This window comes from Sandarakinorhabdus sp. (assembly GCF_040398665.1).
Lineage (GTDB): Bacteria > Pseudomonadota > Alphaproteobacteria > Sphingomonadales > Sphingomonadaceae > Sandarakinorhabdus.
In genome coordinates this window covers 68,259-81,335 of record NZ_JBBATQ010000011.1, presented here as the reverse complement: position 1 = coordinate 81,335, position 13,077 = coordinate 68,259, and the positions used below count along the sequence as shown (strand labels likewise).

Here is a 13,077-nt window from a genome sequence, read left to right as displayed (position 1 = left end):
CGGTTAAGAAGCGTTATCTTAGGTGAAGCCCAGGCCGGTTAGCAATTGCGAAAATGCCGGCGCCTTGCGCAGCGGATCGACCAGCGGATCGTTGCGCAGATACACCAGCCCGGCATCGCCAGCCGCGCGCGCCCGCGCCAGCGCATCCAGCGCACGCGCAACATCGTTCCACTGCGCCAGCACCTGCGCCTGTTGATACAGACCGGCATCGCCATGATCGGCGACCAACTGATCGAACGCCGCTTGCGCTGCGGCGCGTTGGTCCTGGCGGTGGCGGACGATGGCGAGGCCGGTCAGGCCGACCAGGCTGTTGGTTTCGGCGGCAAATTCCGTGGCGGCGGCCGGCAGATCATTCAACCCCAGCCGCGCAAAGCCGATCAGCGCGTGCACCGCGCCCATGCGCGGATTGAGGGCAAGCGCCTTTTGCAGCGGCGGGATCGCGCCGGCAAATTCGCGCGCCGCATATTCGATTTCACCGGCCAGCCGCCATACCCGCGGATTCAGCGGATCGAGCGTGGCAGCGCGCGCATTGGCCGTGCGCGCCTCCGCAAAACGGCCCGTGCGTGCGCAGAACAGCGCAAAGCCATTGAGCACGCCGGCATCGCCCTGCCCCAATTGCCCGGCACGATCATAAGGCGCGCGCGCGCCCCTGACATCCAGCCGGCCGTTGAGCAGCGCAAAGCCCAGCGCCGAATGCGCATCGGCCAGTTGCGGCGCCACGGCGATGGCGCGCGTGGCTGCCGCCACCGCATCATCATACAGGCGGGCGCGAGCCCTGGCATCGGCATATTGGTTGCCGATCACCGCCAGCACGCGGGATCTGGCGGCGTGGGCGGCCCCATATTGCCGGTCCAATCGCAGCGCCGCGTCGAACTTCGCCAATGCCGCGCGATCAGTGGCTTCGTCCGCCGCCTGGTCGAACAGATCACGGCCACGCAGGAATTCATCATAGGCGGCGACATTGGTGGTACCGCCTATGGGCCGCGCCGCGGTGTTTGCGGCGGCACCGCCCAACTGGGCGTTCAGCGCCGTGGCCACCGCCGTGGCAATCTCGTCCTGCACGGCGAACACATCGGCGATGGGCCGTTCGAACTGTTCGGTCCATTGGCTGAAGCCGCTGCGGCCATCGATCAGTTCCGCCGAAATGCGCATCGTTTCTCCGGCCCGGCGCACGCTGCCATCCAGCAGCCAGGTCACCCCCAATTGCCCGGCCATGGTGCGGGCATCTTCGGCACGGGTGCGGAACCGGTTGCTTGACGCCTGGGCGGCCACCAGCAGCTTTGGATTGCGCGCCAGTTCGGCGCGCACTTCGGCGGCCAGGCCTTCGGAAAAATAGGCCTGCTGCGGATCGTTGCTGAGATTGGCGAATGGCAGCACGGCGACACTGGCGGCCGCCGCGACCACGGGCGCGTCGCGCTGCTGCCGCCACACATAGGCCCCGACCCCGGCCACCGCGACGGCGCCCCCGCCCATCAACAGCAGGCGCCGATCGATCGGCGCGGCGGCTTTTGCCGGGGTTGGCGGCACGGCAGCGCCTTCGTGCAGGGCGGCGACCGCGCGCAGCAGGGCTTCGCTTGCCGCATCGCCGCGTCGGATGCGGGCCTGGCTGATGTCGATCACCTGAAACTGGCGAAAGCCCAATGGCGGTTCGGCCCCATCCAGGCTGAGCGGCACCAGGCAGCGCCGATCGCGGCCGCTGGTGGCTTCGTCATGCACCCAGTGCGAGGCGATGCTGGTTTTCGACCACAGCACCACCACGGCGCGTGCGCTATCCAGCGCATGGGCGGTGGTGTTGGCAAAACGCTCCCCGCCTTCCAGCATGCCGTCCCACCACACGGCAAAGCCTGCGGCTTCCAGCAACTGGATCACCGGCAATGCTCGCTTGCGATCGCCGCGCGAATAGCTGACGAATACAGTGGTTGCGATGGGGGTTGCGCTGGAGGTTTCGCCCGACATGCTCGCTCTTTGGCAATGGCCTCCCTGTTCGGCCGGAGGCCAGCTTATGCGGCGCACGGGTGATCAGCAAGGCGGAGCAGGCCGCTTCAACTGGTTTCGATGCGGCTATGGCGCTTGGTCTCTGGCATGGCGAGTGCCGCCAGCAGCGCCACGCCAGCCATGAAGGTGACATACCAGAAGAAGCCGGTTTCAACGCCGGCGCCCTTGAAGGCCAACGCCGCATATTCCGCCGAGCCGCCGAAGATGGCGACGCCCAGCGCATAGGGCATGCCCACGCCGAGCGCGCGGACATGCGCCGGGAACAACTCCGCCTTCACCACGCCCGAAATCGCCGTGTAGCAGGACAGGATGGCCAGGCAGCCGATCAGGATCGCGACGCTGCCCACCCCCGGTTGCGCGCTGCCGAGATAGGTCAGCGCCGGCACGGTGGCCAGGCTGGCCATCACGCCGAAGCCCAGCAACAGCGTGCGCCGGCCCAATATGTCAGACGCCGCGCCGAACAACGGCTGCATCGCCATGTAGGCCAGCAAGGCAATTGCAGACGTGGACGTTGCCTCCTGCTTGCTCCAGCCGGCCGAAAGCACCAGATATTTCTGCATGTAGGTGGTGAAGGTGTAAAACCACAGGCTGCCGCCAGCGGTGAGTGCCAGCACGATGAGCAGCTCACGCGGGTGCGCCATCAACCGGCGGAACAACTCGCCCTGTGATCCAGCGCGCTTGGCGTTTTCAAAGGCTTCGGTTTCGATCAGACCCTTGCGCAGCCAGAACACCAGCACCGCGCACAGCGCGCCGACGACGAACGGGATGCGCCAACCCCAATCGCCGAGCGCCGCATCGCTTAGCACTGCCTGCAGCAGCACCAGCAGCGCCAGCGCCAGCAACTGCCCGCCGACCAGGGTCACATATTGGAAACTGGCCAGGAAACCGCGCCACTTGGCCCCTGCCACCTCGCTCATGAAGGTCGCCGATGCGCCATATTCGCCGCCGACGGACAGGCCCTGCACCAGTCGCGCCAACAGCAGGATTGCCGGCGCCAGCAGCCCGACCTCGTCATAGGTGGGTGCCAGCGCGATCATCAGCGACCCGAAGCACATCATCGAAACCGACAGCGTCAACGCCGATTTGCGGCCCCGGCGATCAGCCCAGACGCCCAGAAACCAGCTGCCGATCGGGCGCATCAGAAAACCCACGGCAAAGATCGCCGCACTGTTCAGCAGCGCGGCCAGATCATCGCCCGGCGGAAAAAAGCGCGGCCCGAAATAGAGTGCAAACGCCGAATAGGCGTACCAGTCATACCATTCGACGAGATTGCCGGCCGCGCCGCCGAAAATCTGGCGCGCCTGGCTTGGTCGCCGCGCCATTTCCCCCCCGGGCACGCGCTTGATTTACTGCGCGACCGGCACGGCCGGCAGCACCGGTGCCGGTGCGGCCGGTGCGGTCACCGGGGCCGTCTTGGCAGCGATCGTCGGATCGATCACCCGCGATTTGTTGGTGCCCGCCGCCAGCACCGCCAGCAGGATCGAGGTGATGATGAACAAGGCCGCCAGCACGGTGGTGGCGCGGGTGAGCAGATTGGCCGCGCCACGCGCCGTCATCAGACCGCCGGCTCCGCCACCACCGCCAATGCCCAAAGCCCCGCCTTCGGATCGTTGCAGCAGGATCACGCCCACCAGCCCCAACGCAATCAGGCCATGGATGACAAGCAGGAAGGTGATCACGTGTGGCGCGCTTTCGGTTCGGATTTCGGAATTGGCTGCGCCTTACATTGGTTCGGCAGCGTGTGCAATCAAGCGGCAGCCCCGGCAATCGCCAGCAGGCTTGCCGCCGTCAGGCTCGCGCCGCCGACCAGCACGCCGCCAACTTCGTCAACGCCCAGCAGTTCCCCGGCATTGGCCGGCGTCACCGATCCGCCATAGAGGATGCGCACGCCATGCCCGCCGCCCGCATAACGCTGGGCCAGGCGTGTGCGGATGAAGGCGTGCGCTGCCGCCACATCGGCCAGGGTGGGGACCATGCCGGTGCCGATCGCCCACACCGGTTCATAGGCGATGATCAGCCCCTCTGCCGCATCGGGCAGCGAGCCCGCCAATTGCGCCGCCAGCACCGTTTCCGTTTCACCGGCATCGCGCTGCGCCTGGGTTTCGCCGATGCACAGGATCACCTGCAAGCCTGCCGCCTGGCCGGCCTCTGCCTTGGCGCGCACGTCGGCATCACTCTCGCCATTGTCCCGTCGTCGCTCGCTGTGGCCGACGATCACGAACCCGGCCCCCAGGTCGGCCAGCATCGCGGCCGAGACACAGCCGGTATGGGCGCCTTTCACCTTGGCGTGGCAATCCTGCCCGCCGATCAGCACCGCGCCAGCCGAAACGATCACCGCCCGATCGATCAACGTGAACGGCGGCGCGATCCACAGCCGGCCGCCGGACGCCGCCCCGGCCATCTGCGAAATCTCGGCGATATCTTCGCCGATGCCGTTCATTTTCCAGTTGCCAACAATGAGGGCAGCCATGGGCAGATCGCTCTTCAGAATAGGGGTTGCGGAGGGGTTTGCGGATGCGGCGCTTGTGGCAAGCGGAAGGCGCCGTTACAAGCGGCGCGTTCACCGTCTGACGGGTAATCGATGATCAGTTTTTTCCGCCGTTATCTTTCCAGCTGGCCTGTGCTGATCCTGTTCGGCATCATCCTGGTGGCCTTTGCCGTCACCGGCGTCGGCGATCCCTATGGCGGCAGCGCGCCGGCGGGATCGGTGGCCAAGGTCGGCAATCGCACCATCACCGAGCCTGATCTGATGCAAGCCATCGATCGCACCGTGCGCGAAGTGCGCAGCCGCGACCCGGCCATGACCCAGGCCGAAGCTGCGCGCCAGGGCGTGGTGGAACTGATGGCCACCCAGTTGATCGGTCAGACAGCGATGGAGGAATTGGGCGATCGGGCCGGGCTCGGCGCATCTGACGAAGCCGTCGATGTGGCGATTGCCGGCATCCCCGCCTTCCAGTCTGGCGGCAAGTTCGACCAGGCCACCTATGATCGCCTCATTGCCGCCCAGGGCCTGACCGACAAGCGGCTGCGCCAATCGTTGAGCGGCGACCTGACGCGTGAACAATTGATCAAGCCGACCACCTCGGCGCTGGCGGTGCCCGATGGCGTGGCCGAACTTTATGCCCGCCTGCTGGTCGATCGCCACGAAGGCGCCGTCGTGCTGGTGCCCGCCCAGCCCGACGGCACGCCGACGACGGCGGAGGCCGAACGCTGGTTCAAGGCCAATGCCGCGCGCTTCACCATCCCGCAGCGCCGCAGCTTTCGCTATGCCTTCGTTGATCGCGCCCGGATCGCAGCCGGCGTGACCGTCACTGAAAAGGCCATCTCCGACGCCTTTGCCAAGGATCCGGCCAAATATGGCGGCGCTGCTACCCGTGCGCTCGAACAAGTGGTGGTGCCGGACGAAGCCAAGGCCAAGGCCTTGGCAGCCGCCGCCGCCAAGCAGGGCTTCGCCGCCGCAGCACAAAGCATCGCCGGCTTTGGCGCCGGCGATATCGCGCTGGGCAGCCAGACGCAGGCTGGTTTCGCCCGCGCCACCAGCGCGGATGTGGCAAAGGCGGCGTTTGCGCTGCCGACCGGCGGCATCAGTGCCCCGATCAAATCGCCGCTGGGCTGGCATGTCGTGCGCGTCGCCAGCATCGGCGGCGCCGGCAAGACCCTGGCGCAGGCCCGCCCGCAGATCGAAGCCGAGTTGCGCGACCGCGCACTGGAAGACGCGGTTGCCGATGTCGTCGCCCGCATCGAGGATGGTGTGGAAGCCGGCAAGAGCTTTGCCGACATCGCTGCCGAAACCGCGCTGACCATCGCCGTGCAGACGCCGGTGACCGATCGTGGCCTGGGCGAAGGCAAACCGCCGCTGACCGGTGAAGTCGCCACCATTGCGGCGCGGTCTTTCAAGCATGAGCCGGCCGACGGCCCGGTTGTGGAGGATATCGGCGGCGGCCAGCTGGTGGTGATCGAAACCACGACCGTGCTGCCCGCCGCACCGCCGCCGTTCAAGCAGGTGATGCCGCTGGCCATGGCCGGTGCCGCGCAGGACAAGGCGATGAAAGCCGCCCGCGCCAAGGCCGAAGTGGTGGTGGCCGCGGTCAAGAAGGGGGCGGTGTTTGCCAAGGCGGTCGCCGATGCCGGGTTCCAGTCACCGCGTCCCCTGAATGGCCGCCGCATCGATCTGGTCGGCCAGCAGCAAGTGCCCGCTGCGGCCCGCGCCTTCCTGAACGGTGCGCCCGGCACCACGCAATTGCTGGCCGTGCCCGGCGGTTGGGCACTGGTGCATGTCGACCGCGTCATCCCGGGCAATCCGCGCGCCGAAGCCGGCCTGATCGAGGCAAGCCGGCGCGAAGTGGGCAGCGCCCTGCCCGCCGAAATGGCCGAGGCGCTGGCCAACGCCAGCGCTGCGGCGGTGGGCGTCAACCGCAACGAAGCCACATTGCGCACCATCCGTCAGCGCCTGTCGGGCGACGGCGCGCAGTAATCGGCAGTCATCAGCGTGGATCACCCCAACCGGCGCATTTCGCCCGATCGCGCCGCCGCCGTGGCAGCAATTGCTGACGGCCGGCCGCAACTGATCTGGACCCGCATCGTCGCCGACACCGAAACCCCGGTTTCGGCCATGCTGAAGCTCGGCGGCGAGGGCTCCGGCGCTTTCCTGCTCGAATCGGTCGAAGGCGGCCAGGTGCGCGGGCGCCATAGCTTGCTCGGCCTTGATCCCGATCTGGTGTGGCGCGCCCGCGGCAACACATCGGAAATCAACCGAAGCTGGCAGACGGATCGCGGCGCATTCGAACCCGTGGCCGGGGATACGCTGGCGGCGCTGCGCAGCCTGGTCGCAGAGGCGCGCGCCGATGTGCCGCCAGAGCTGCCGGCGGCGCTGGCCTGCCTGGTCGGCTATATGGGCTATGAAACCATCCGGCTGGTTGAACCCAGTGTGCCGTCGGCCGGCGAATCGCCCTTGGACCTGCCCGACATGGTGTTCGTGCGGCCAACGCTGTTGCTGGTGTTCGATCGGTTGAAGGACGAATTGTTCATCGTCGCGCCGGTTTTCGCCGCCGATGATCCGGATGCGGCCTACACCCAGGCGGCCGATCGCCTTCAGGAGGCCGAGCGCAAGCTGGCGCAGGCGCTGCCCATGCAGCCGCGCCCGCCGGCATCCCTGCCCGATGGGCCGCCGCATCACCACACCAGTCGCGCGCAATTTGCCGACATGGTCACGCGCGCCCGCGATTATATCCTGGCCGGCGATATTTTTCAGGTCGTGCTGTCGCAGCGTTTTTCGGTGGATTTCCCGCTGCCGGCCTTCGATCTGTATCGGGCGCTGCGACGCATCAACCCGTCGCCTTTCCTCTATTTCCTCGATCTGCCGGGCTTTGCGCTGGTTGGCTCTTCGCCCGAAATCCTGGTGCGTGCCCGTCATGGCGATGTGACGATCCGGCCGATCGCCGGCACCCGCCCGCGCGGGCGCGACGCTGCCGAAGACGCCGCCAACCGCGACAGCCTGCTCGCTGACCCGAAGGAACTGGCCGAACATCTGATGCTGCTCGATCTGGGCCGGCACGATACGGCACGGGTGTCGGTGCCCGGCACGGTGAAAGTGACCGACAAGTTCTTCGTCGAATTCTACAGCCATGTCATGCACATCGTGTCGAACGTGCAGGGGCGGCTGGCAGACGGCATTGATGCGGTGGCGGCACTGTTGGCGGGCTTCCCGGCCGGCACCGTATCGGGTGCCCCCAAGGTGCGCGCCATGCAGATCATCGCCGAACTGGAAGGCGTCGGCCGCGGCGCCTATGCCGGCGGGGTGGGTTATTTCAGCCCGAATGGCAATATGGACAGCTGCATCGTGTTGCGCACCGCGGTGGTGAAGGATGGCGTGATGCACGTGCAAGCCGGTGCCGGCATCGTGGCGGACAGCATCGCCGAATATGAACAGCGCGAATGCGAAGCCAAGGCCGGCGCGCTGATCGCCGCAGCGCGCGAAGCCATCGCGGCGGCGGGCAGCGCCGGGTTCGGCCAGTAACAGGAGCATCGCACATGGCACGCGCAATATGGAACGGCCACATCATCGCCGACACGCCCGACACCGTGGTCGTGGAGGGCAATCATTATTTCCCCGCTGACGCGGTCGATCCGGCGCTGCTGACGCCCAGCACCACCACCAGCGTGTGCGGCTGGAAAGGCACCGCCAATTATCACAGCCTGGTGGTGGACGGTGTGCAGAACCGCGACGCAGTCTGGTATTATGCCGATCCCAAGCCGCAAGCCGCCAACATCAAGGGCCGGCTGGCGTTCTGGAAGGGCGTGAAGGTTACGGCCTAAAGCCTTTCGAACTTCCGCACACCCGGCACGTCGGCGAAATCGACATCCTGGGTCCAAACCTCAGCATCATATTCCCGTGCCGTGGCCAAAATCATGGCATCTGCCATGGCCAATCGGTGCTCCGCCGCCACCAGGGCGGCGCGACTGGCCAGATTGCCGTCAAGCGGTACCAACAGCATCCGCTCCATGCGTTCCCGCGCATGCCGTGCGATGGTCGTCTTGCCACGCACCAACAGCCATCTGGTCACTTCATAAACCACCATGCCGGGCACAATCACCTGGCTGTCTTCGGCAAACACGCCAGAGAAACGTTCGGATCCCAGATCATCCAGCAGCCAGCTTATCCAGATATTGCTGTCTGGAACGATCGGAGACATCAATAGACATCCTTGTCCAGGTCGCTTCGATCCCGCACGAAATCATTCTCCATGCCAGCGCAAATTCCACGCAGATCAGCCAGAGACAGTTGCGGTACGAAGGTCAACTGGCCATCCCAAACCATCGCGGTCAGCTTTTGTCCCGGCTCGATAGACAGGCGGTTGCGGATCTCCTTGGGAATGACAATCTGGAATTTGGGCGAAACGGTCACGGTATTCATCATACGGTTTCCTTATCGATGATCCCTTTGTAGCACGAACGGCGGATGACACTCAAGCAGATGACGCCGGCGCAGCAACACGCTAAACCCCTCGCCATGACCATCCTCGTCATCGACAATTACGACAGCTTCACCTTCAATCTCGTGCACTATCTGGCCGAGCTTGGGGCCGACACGCGGGTGGTGCGCAACGATGCGATCACCACCCAGGATGCCATGGCGATGCGTGCCGACGCGATCCTGCTCTCCCCCGGTCCCTGCACGCCCAGCGAGGCCGGGATCTGCCTGGCCTTGATCGCGGCTGCCGCCGAAACCCGCACGCCCTTGCTGGGCGTCTGCCTTGGCCACCAGGCGATTGGCCAGGCGTTTGGCGGCATTGTGGAGCGCGCGCCGCAGGTGATGCACGGCAAGGTCAGCACGATCAGCCACACGGGCACCGGCGTGTTCAGTGATGTCCCCAACCCGTTCGAGGCCACCCGCTATCACAGCCTGACCGTGCGCGAAGCCGGACTGCCCGCCGAACTGGTGGTCAACGCCCACAGCCCCGATGGCCTGATCATGGGCATGCACCACCGCGAGCTGCCACTGCACGGCGTGCAATTCCACCCCGAAAGCATCGCCACCCAGCACGGCCACAGATTGCTCGCCAATTTCATGGCGCTGGCTGGTCTGTCGCCCGATTTCTCCATCGCGGCATGAGCCGGCTGCCCGACCCGATCAGCCCGCTCGACAGGCAAGCGGCGGCCGATGCCTTTGCCGCGATTTTCGACGGCAAGGTGGAGGATGCGGCGCTGGCGGCGTTCCTGACCACGCTGGCCGACCGCGGCGAAACAGCCGGCGAAGTCGTCGCCGCCGCCACGGCGCTGCGGATGCGCGCCATCCAGCCGTTCACCGCGCCCGCCGCGCTGGATGTGTGCGGCACCGGCGGCGATGGCATGCACAGCCTCAACATCTCCACCGCGGTGGCGCTGGTGGTGGCGGCCTGCGGCGTCAAGCTCGCCAAGCACGGCAATCGCGCCGCTTCCTCCACCAGCGGCGCCGCCGATGTGCTGATGATGCTGGGCGTGCCGGAATTGCCGTTGGACCGGCTGGGGCCGTGCCTCGATACGGTCGGCATCACCTTTCTGCACGCGGCGCGGCACCACCCCGCGATGGCGCGGGTCGCTCCGGTGCGCCGCGCGCTTGGCCGGCGCACGATCTTCAACCTGCTGGGGCCGCTGTGCAATCCGGCCGGCGTCGAACAACAATTGCTCGGCGTGTTTGCGCCGGCACCGGTACCGTTGATGGCACAGGCCTTGCGGGCACTGGGCAGCCGCACTGCGCTGGTGGTGCACGGCCAGGGCTTTGACGAAGTGGCGATTTCCGGCGAGACGACCGCGATGGCGCTGGCCGATGGCGCGCTCACACCGCACACGCTCACCCCGGAAACTGCCAGCCTGCCGCGCCATCCGAACGAGGCACTGAAGGGTGGCAGCCCCGAATATAACGCGCAGCGCCTGCGGGCCTTGCTGAACGGTCAACACGACGCCTATCGCGACATGGTGATCCTGAACGCGGCTGCCGCATTGACCGTGGCCCGCCCCGCCCTGACCCTGCCACTGGCCGCCGCGCACGCCGCCACCGCCATCGACAGCGGCGCCGCGGCGGACACCCTCGCCCGCTGGATTGCGTTCCGATGACCGACACACTTTCAACCATCGTCGCCCACAAGCGCGACCTCTATGCCGTCCGCAAGACGCAGCGCAGCCTGGCCGATGTGGAGGCGCAGGCCCGCGCCGCCGAATCCCCACGCGGGTTCATCGCCGCGCTGCACGCCGCCCACGCCGACGGCCGCTATGCCCTGATCGCCGAGTGCAAGAAGGCCAGCCCCTCCAAGGGCCTGATCCGCGCCGATTTCGATCCCGCTGCGCTCGCCCGCGCTTACCAGGCCGGCGGCGCCGCCTGCTTGTCGGTGCTCACCGAAGAGCGCTGGTTTCTGGGCAGCGATGATTATCTGGTGCAGGCTCGCGCCGCCTGCACGCTGCCGGTGATCCGCAAGGATTTCATCGTCGATCCCTGGGCTGTGGTGGAGGCCCGCGCGCTCGGCGCCGATGCGATCCTGCTGATCATGGCCGCCCTGTCCGACGCGCAGGCCGCCGAACTGGAAACAGTGGCGCTTGATTGGGGCATGGACGTGTTGATCGAAGTCCATGATGCCGCCGAACGGGACCGCGCGCTGCGGCTGAAAACGCCGCTGCTTGGCATCAACAACCGCAATCTGAAAACGCTGGCCGTCGATCTGGCCACCAGCTTCGAACTTGCCGATACCCAAGGCAAAACACTGGTCGCCGAATCCGGCCTGTCCGGCCATGAAGATCTGGCGGCGCTCGGCCAGGTCGGCATCCGCACCTTCCTGGTCGGTGAAAGCCTGATGCGGCAGGATGATGTGACAGCCGCCACCCGCGCCCTGCTCGGCCTCGCCGCATGAGCAGGCTCACCCATCTCGATGACAGCGGCGCCGCACGCATGGTCGATATCAGCGCCAAGCCGGCCACCCGCCGCGAAGCCATTGCCGAAGGCTATATCCATGTCGCCGCGCCGGCCCTCGCCGCCATCGCCGCGCAAGCCGTGAAGAAAGGCGATGTGCTGGCCACCGCGCGCATCGCCGGCATCATGGCCGCCAAGCGCACCTCCGATCTGATCCCGCTGTGCCATCCGCTGCCCATCGATGCGGTGAGCGTCGATCTGGTACTGGACGCCACCGGCATCCGCGCCACGGCAACGGTGGCGACCACCCACGGCACCGGCGTGGAGATGGAGGCACTCACCGCGGTCTCCGCCGCGCTGTTGACAGTATACGACATGGCCAAGGCGCTGGACCGGACCATGCGCATCGACGGCATCCGCCTGCTGAAGAAGTCCGGCGGGCGATCGGGCGATTTTCTGGCCGGCGATTTAGGCGCCGAATGACCGGTCTGCTGCCCTACCAGGCGGCGCTTGATCGGCTGCTGGCCGGTGCCGAACCGCTGCCAGCCGAAACCCTCGCGCTGGCTGACTGCGCCGGGCGGGTGCTGGCGCTGGATATGGCCGCCCGCCTCACCCAGCCGCCGTTCGCAGCGGCCGCCATGGACGGCTATGCGATCCGCTGGGCGGATTTGCGCGCGCCCTGGCAGGTGATCGGGGAAAGTGCCGCTGGCCATGGCTGGACCGGCACGTTGGCGCCGGGCGAGGCCGTGCGCATCTTCACCGGCGCGCCCGTGCCGGCCGGCGCCGATACGATCGTCGTGCAGGAAGAGGTCGCGCGTGATGGCAGCGGCGCGCGCCTGAGTGGCGAAGGCCCGCCGCACAAGGGCGCCCATATCCGCATGGCTGGCCAGGATTTCGCCGCGGGCGACGCGCTGATCGCCGCCGGCACGCGGCTGGCGCCGCCGCACCTGGGGCTGGCTGCCGCCGCCGGGCACGGCGCGCTGCCGGTGGTACGGCGTCCGCGGGTCACGCTGATCGCCACCGGCGACGAACTGGTGCGGCCGGGCACCGCGCCGGGACCGGGGCAGATCGTCTCCAGCGTGCCGGCGATGCTCACCGCCCTGCTGCGCAGCGCCGGCGCCGACGTGCATGATCCCGGCCTGGTGCGCGATGATCGCGCTGCGCTGGCCGCAGCCATCACCCATGCGGATGCCGATCTGATCCTCACCATCGGCGGCGCCTCGGTGGGTGATCATGATCTGGTGGTGCCGGTATTGCGCGATCTGGGCGCGGAGATCGATTTCTGGAAGGTGGCCATTCGGCCCGGCAAGCCGTTGCTGGCCGGCATGCTGGCGGGCGCCAACAGCTCGCGTCGCGTGCTCGGCGTGCCCGGCAATCCGGTGTCGGCCTTCGTGACATCACTGCTGTTTGCCGTACCGCTGATTGCGCGCCTGGCTGGCCGCCGTCACGCCTTGCCGATCGAGATGCTGCCACTGGCCGCAGCCCTCGGCGCCAACGGTGCCCGCCGCGATCATTTGCGCGCGCGGCGTACCCCGGCCGGTGCCGAAGCCTTCGCCGCGCAAGACAGCGCGATGCTCGCCCGCCTCGCCGCGGCCGATCTGTTGATCATCCGCGAACCGCACGCGCCGGCAGCGGCGGCGGGCAAATTGGTGACCTGTATCGCGCTTGACATGTTCCAATCTGTTTTTTAGATGTTCTGCCCA

General features: G+C 67.1%; 14 protein-coding genes. 8 read left to right on the top strand and 6 right to left on the bottom strand.

Annotation, left to right across the window (positions count from 1 at the left end):
• Positions 1-18: 18 nt before the first annotated feature.
• The 4 genes from ABWP22_RS13360 to tpiA all read right to left on the bottom strand — a co-directional run bounded on the left by ABWP22_RS13360 (position 19) and on the right by tpiA (position 4,465).
• Positions 19-1,956, bottom strand: coding sequence for a TIR domain-containing protein (locus tag ABWP22_RS13360; protein WP_353200476.1), 1,938 nt, complete (start codon positions 1,954-1,956; stop codon positions 19-21).
• Between the two features lie 86 nt (positions 1,957-2,042).
• Positions 2,043-3,317, bottom strand: a complete 1,275-nt coding sequence (locus tag ABWP22_RS13355; RefSeq protein ID WP_353200475.1) for an MFS transporter — start codon at positions 3,315-3,317, stop codon at positions 2,043-2,045.
• 24 nt (positions 3,318-3,341) lie between these two features.
• Positions 3,342-3,674, bottom strand: coding sequence for a preprotein translocase subunit SecG (gene secG, locus ABWP22_RS13350; protein ID WP_353200474.1), 333 nt, complete (start codon positions 3,672-3,674; stop codon positions 3,342-3,344).
• Between the two features lie 68 nt (positions 3,675-3,742).
• Positions 3,743-4,465: a triose-phosphate isomerase gene (gene tpiA, locus ABWP22_RS13345; RefSeq protein ID WP_353200473.1), complete on the bottom strand. Its 723-nt coding sequence runs from the start codon at positions 4,463-4,465 to the stop codon at positions 3,743-3,745.
• Positions 4,466-4,576: 111 nt separating this feature from the next.
• On the opposite strand from tpiA, the gene ABWP22_RS13340 reads away from it, so the two are divergent.
• Genes ABWP22_RS13340 through ABWP22_RS13330 form a run of 3 tightly spaced genes read left to right on the top strand, consistent with a single transcriptional unit; the run spans position 4,577 to position 8,310 of the window.
• Positions 4,577-6,469, top strand: coding sequence for a peptidylprolyl isomerase (locus ABWP22_RS13340; RefSeq protein WP_353200472.1), 1,893 nt, complete (start codon positions 4,577-4,579; stop codon positions 6,467-6,469).
• 15 nt (positions 6,470-6,484) lie between these two features.
• The gene (locus ABWP22_RS13335) at positions 6,485-8,011 is read left to right on the top strand and encodes an anthranilate synthase component I family protein (RefSeq protein ID WP_502951127.1); all 1,527 of its coding nucleotides are present in this window, start codon (positions 6,485-6,487) and stop codon (positions 8,009-8,011) included.
• A 14-nt stretch (positions 8,012-8,025) separates the two neighbouring features.
• Entirely contained in the window at positions 8,026-8,310 is a 285-nt protein-coding gene (locus ABWP22_RS13330) for a DUF427 domain-containing protein (protein ID WP_353200471.1), read from the top strand.
• Here the strand turns inward: ABWP22_RS13330 and ABWP22_RS13325 are convergent.
• On the bottom strand, positions 8,307-8,687 hold the full coding sequence (locus tag ABWP22_RS13325; RefSeq protein WP_353200470.1) for a type II toxin-antitoxin system VapC family toxin: 381 nt from the start codon (positions 8,685-8,687) through the stop codon (positions 8,307-8,309). The two genes, ABWP22_RS13330 and ABWP22_RS13325, sit on opposite strands and share 4 nt — an antisense overlap.
• Positions 8,687-8,911, bottom strand: a complete 225-nt coding sequence (locus ABWP22_RS13320) for an AbrB/MazE/SpoVT family DNA-binding domain-containing protein (RefSeq protein WP_353200469.1) — start codon at positions 8,909-8,911, stop codon at positions 8,687-8,689. Before ABWP22_RS13320 ends, ABWP22_RS13325 begins: the two co-directional genes overlap by 1 nt.
• Positions 8,912-9,004: 93 nt before the next feature.
• Between ABWP22_RS13320 and ABWP22_RS13315 the strand changes: the two genes are divergently transcribed.
• Genes ABWP22_RS13315 through ABWP22_RS13295 form a run of 5 tightly spaced genes read left to right on the top strand, consistent with a single transcriptional unit; the run spans position 9,005 to position 13,065 of the window.
• A complete protein-coding gene (locus ABWP22_RS13315) occupies positions 9,005-9,607 on the top strand; it encodes an anthranilate synthase component II (protein ID WP_353200468.1) in 603 nt (200 codons plus the stop codon).
• Positions 9,604-10,587 (top strand): anthranilate phosphoribosyltransferase, encoded by a 984-nt coding sequence (gene trpD / locus ABWP22_RS13310; RefSeq protein WP_353200467.1) that lies wholly within the window; start codon positions 9,604-9,606, stop codon positions 10,585-10,587. Before ABWP22_RS13315 ends, trpD begins: the two co-directional genes overlap by 4 nt.
• A complete protein-coding gene (trpC, locus tag ABWP22_RS13305; protein WP_353200466.1) occupies positions 10,584-11,375 on the top strand; it encodes an indole-3-glycerol phosphate synthase TrpC in 792 nt (263 codons plus the stop codon). The genes trpD and trpC overlap by 4 nt, the downstream gene beginning before the upstream one ends.
• Positions 11,372-11,857, top strand: coding sequence for a cyclic pyranopterin monophosphate synthase MoaC (moaC, locus tag ABWP22_RS13300; protein ID WP_353200465.1), 486 nt, complete (start codon positions 11,372-11,374; stop codon positions 11,855-11,857). Before trpC ends, moaC begins: the two co-directional genes overlap by 4 nt.
• Complete coding sequence (locus ABWP22_RS13295; protein WP_353200464.1) at positions 11,854-13,065, top strand: molybdopterin molybdotransferase MoeA; 1,212 nt, start codon at positions 11,854-11,856, stop codon at positions 13,063-13,065. The genes moaC and ABWP22_RS13295 overlap by 4 nt, the downstream gene beginning before the upstream one ends.
• Positions 13,066-13,077: the final 12 nt, after the last annotated feature.

What these genes read in the sequence shown, in the direction of transcription:
- trpC (WP_353200466.1), top strand. Translation starts at nt 10,584, where the DNA reads ATGACCGACACACTTTCAACCATCGTCGCCCACAAGCGCGACCTCTAT.
- ABWP22_RS13325 (WP_353200470.1), bottom strand. Translation starts at nt 8,687, where the DNA reads ATGTCTCCGATCGTTCCAGACAGCAATATCTGGATAAGCTGGCTGCTG.
- ABWP22_RS13315 (WP_353200468.1), top strand. Translation starts at nt 9,005, where the DNA reads ATGACCATCCTCGTCATCGACAATTACGACAGCTTCACCTTCAATCTC.
- moaC (WP_353200465.1), top strand. Translation starts at nt 11,372, where the DNA reads ATGAGCAGGCTCACCCATCTCGATGACAGCGGCGCCGCACGCATGGTC.
- ABWP22_RS13295 (WP_353200464.1), top strand. Translation starts at nt 11,854, where the DNA reads ATGACCGGTCTGCTGCCCTACCAGGCGGCGCTTGATCGGCTGCTGGCC.
- ABWP22_RS13320 (WP_353200469.1), bottom strand. Translation starts at nt 8,911, where the DNA reads ATGATGAATACCGTGACCGTTTCGCCCAAATTCCAGATTGTCATTCCC.
- trpD (WP_353200467.1), top strand. Translation starts at nt 9,604, where the DNA reads ATGAGCCGGCTGCCCGACCCGATCAGCCCGCTCGACAGGCAAGCGGCG.
- ABWP22_RS13355 (WP_353200475.1), bottom strand. Translation starts at nt 3,317, where the DNA reads ATGGCGCGGCGACCAAGCCAGGCGCGCCAGATTTTCGGCGGCGCGGCC.
- ABWP22_RS13330 (WP_353200471.1), top strand. Translation starts at nt 8,026, where the DNA reads ATGGCACGCGCAATATGGAACGGCCACATCATCGCCGACACGCCCGAC.
- tpiA (WP_353200473.1), bottom strand. Translation starts at nt 4,465, where the DNA reads ATGGCTGCCCTCATTGTTGGCAACTGGAAAATGAACGGCATCGGCGAA.
- ABWP22_RS13340 (WP_353200472.1), top strand. Translation starts at nt 4,577, where the DNA reads ATGATCAGTTTTTTCCGCCGTTATCTTTCCAGCTGGCCTGTGCTGATC.
- ABWP22_RS13360 (WP_353200476.1), bottom strand. Translation starts at nt 1,956, where the DNA reads ATGTCGGGCGAAACCTCCAGCGCAACCCCCATCGCAACCACTGTATTC.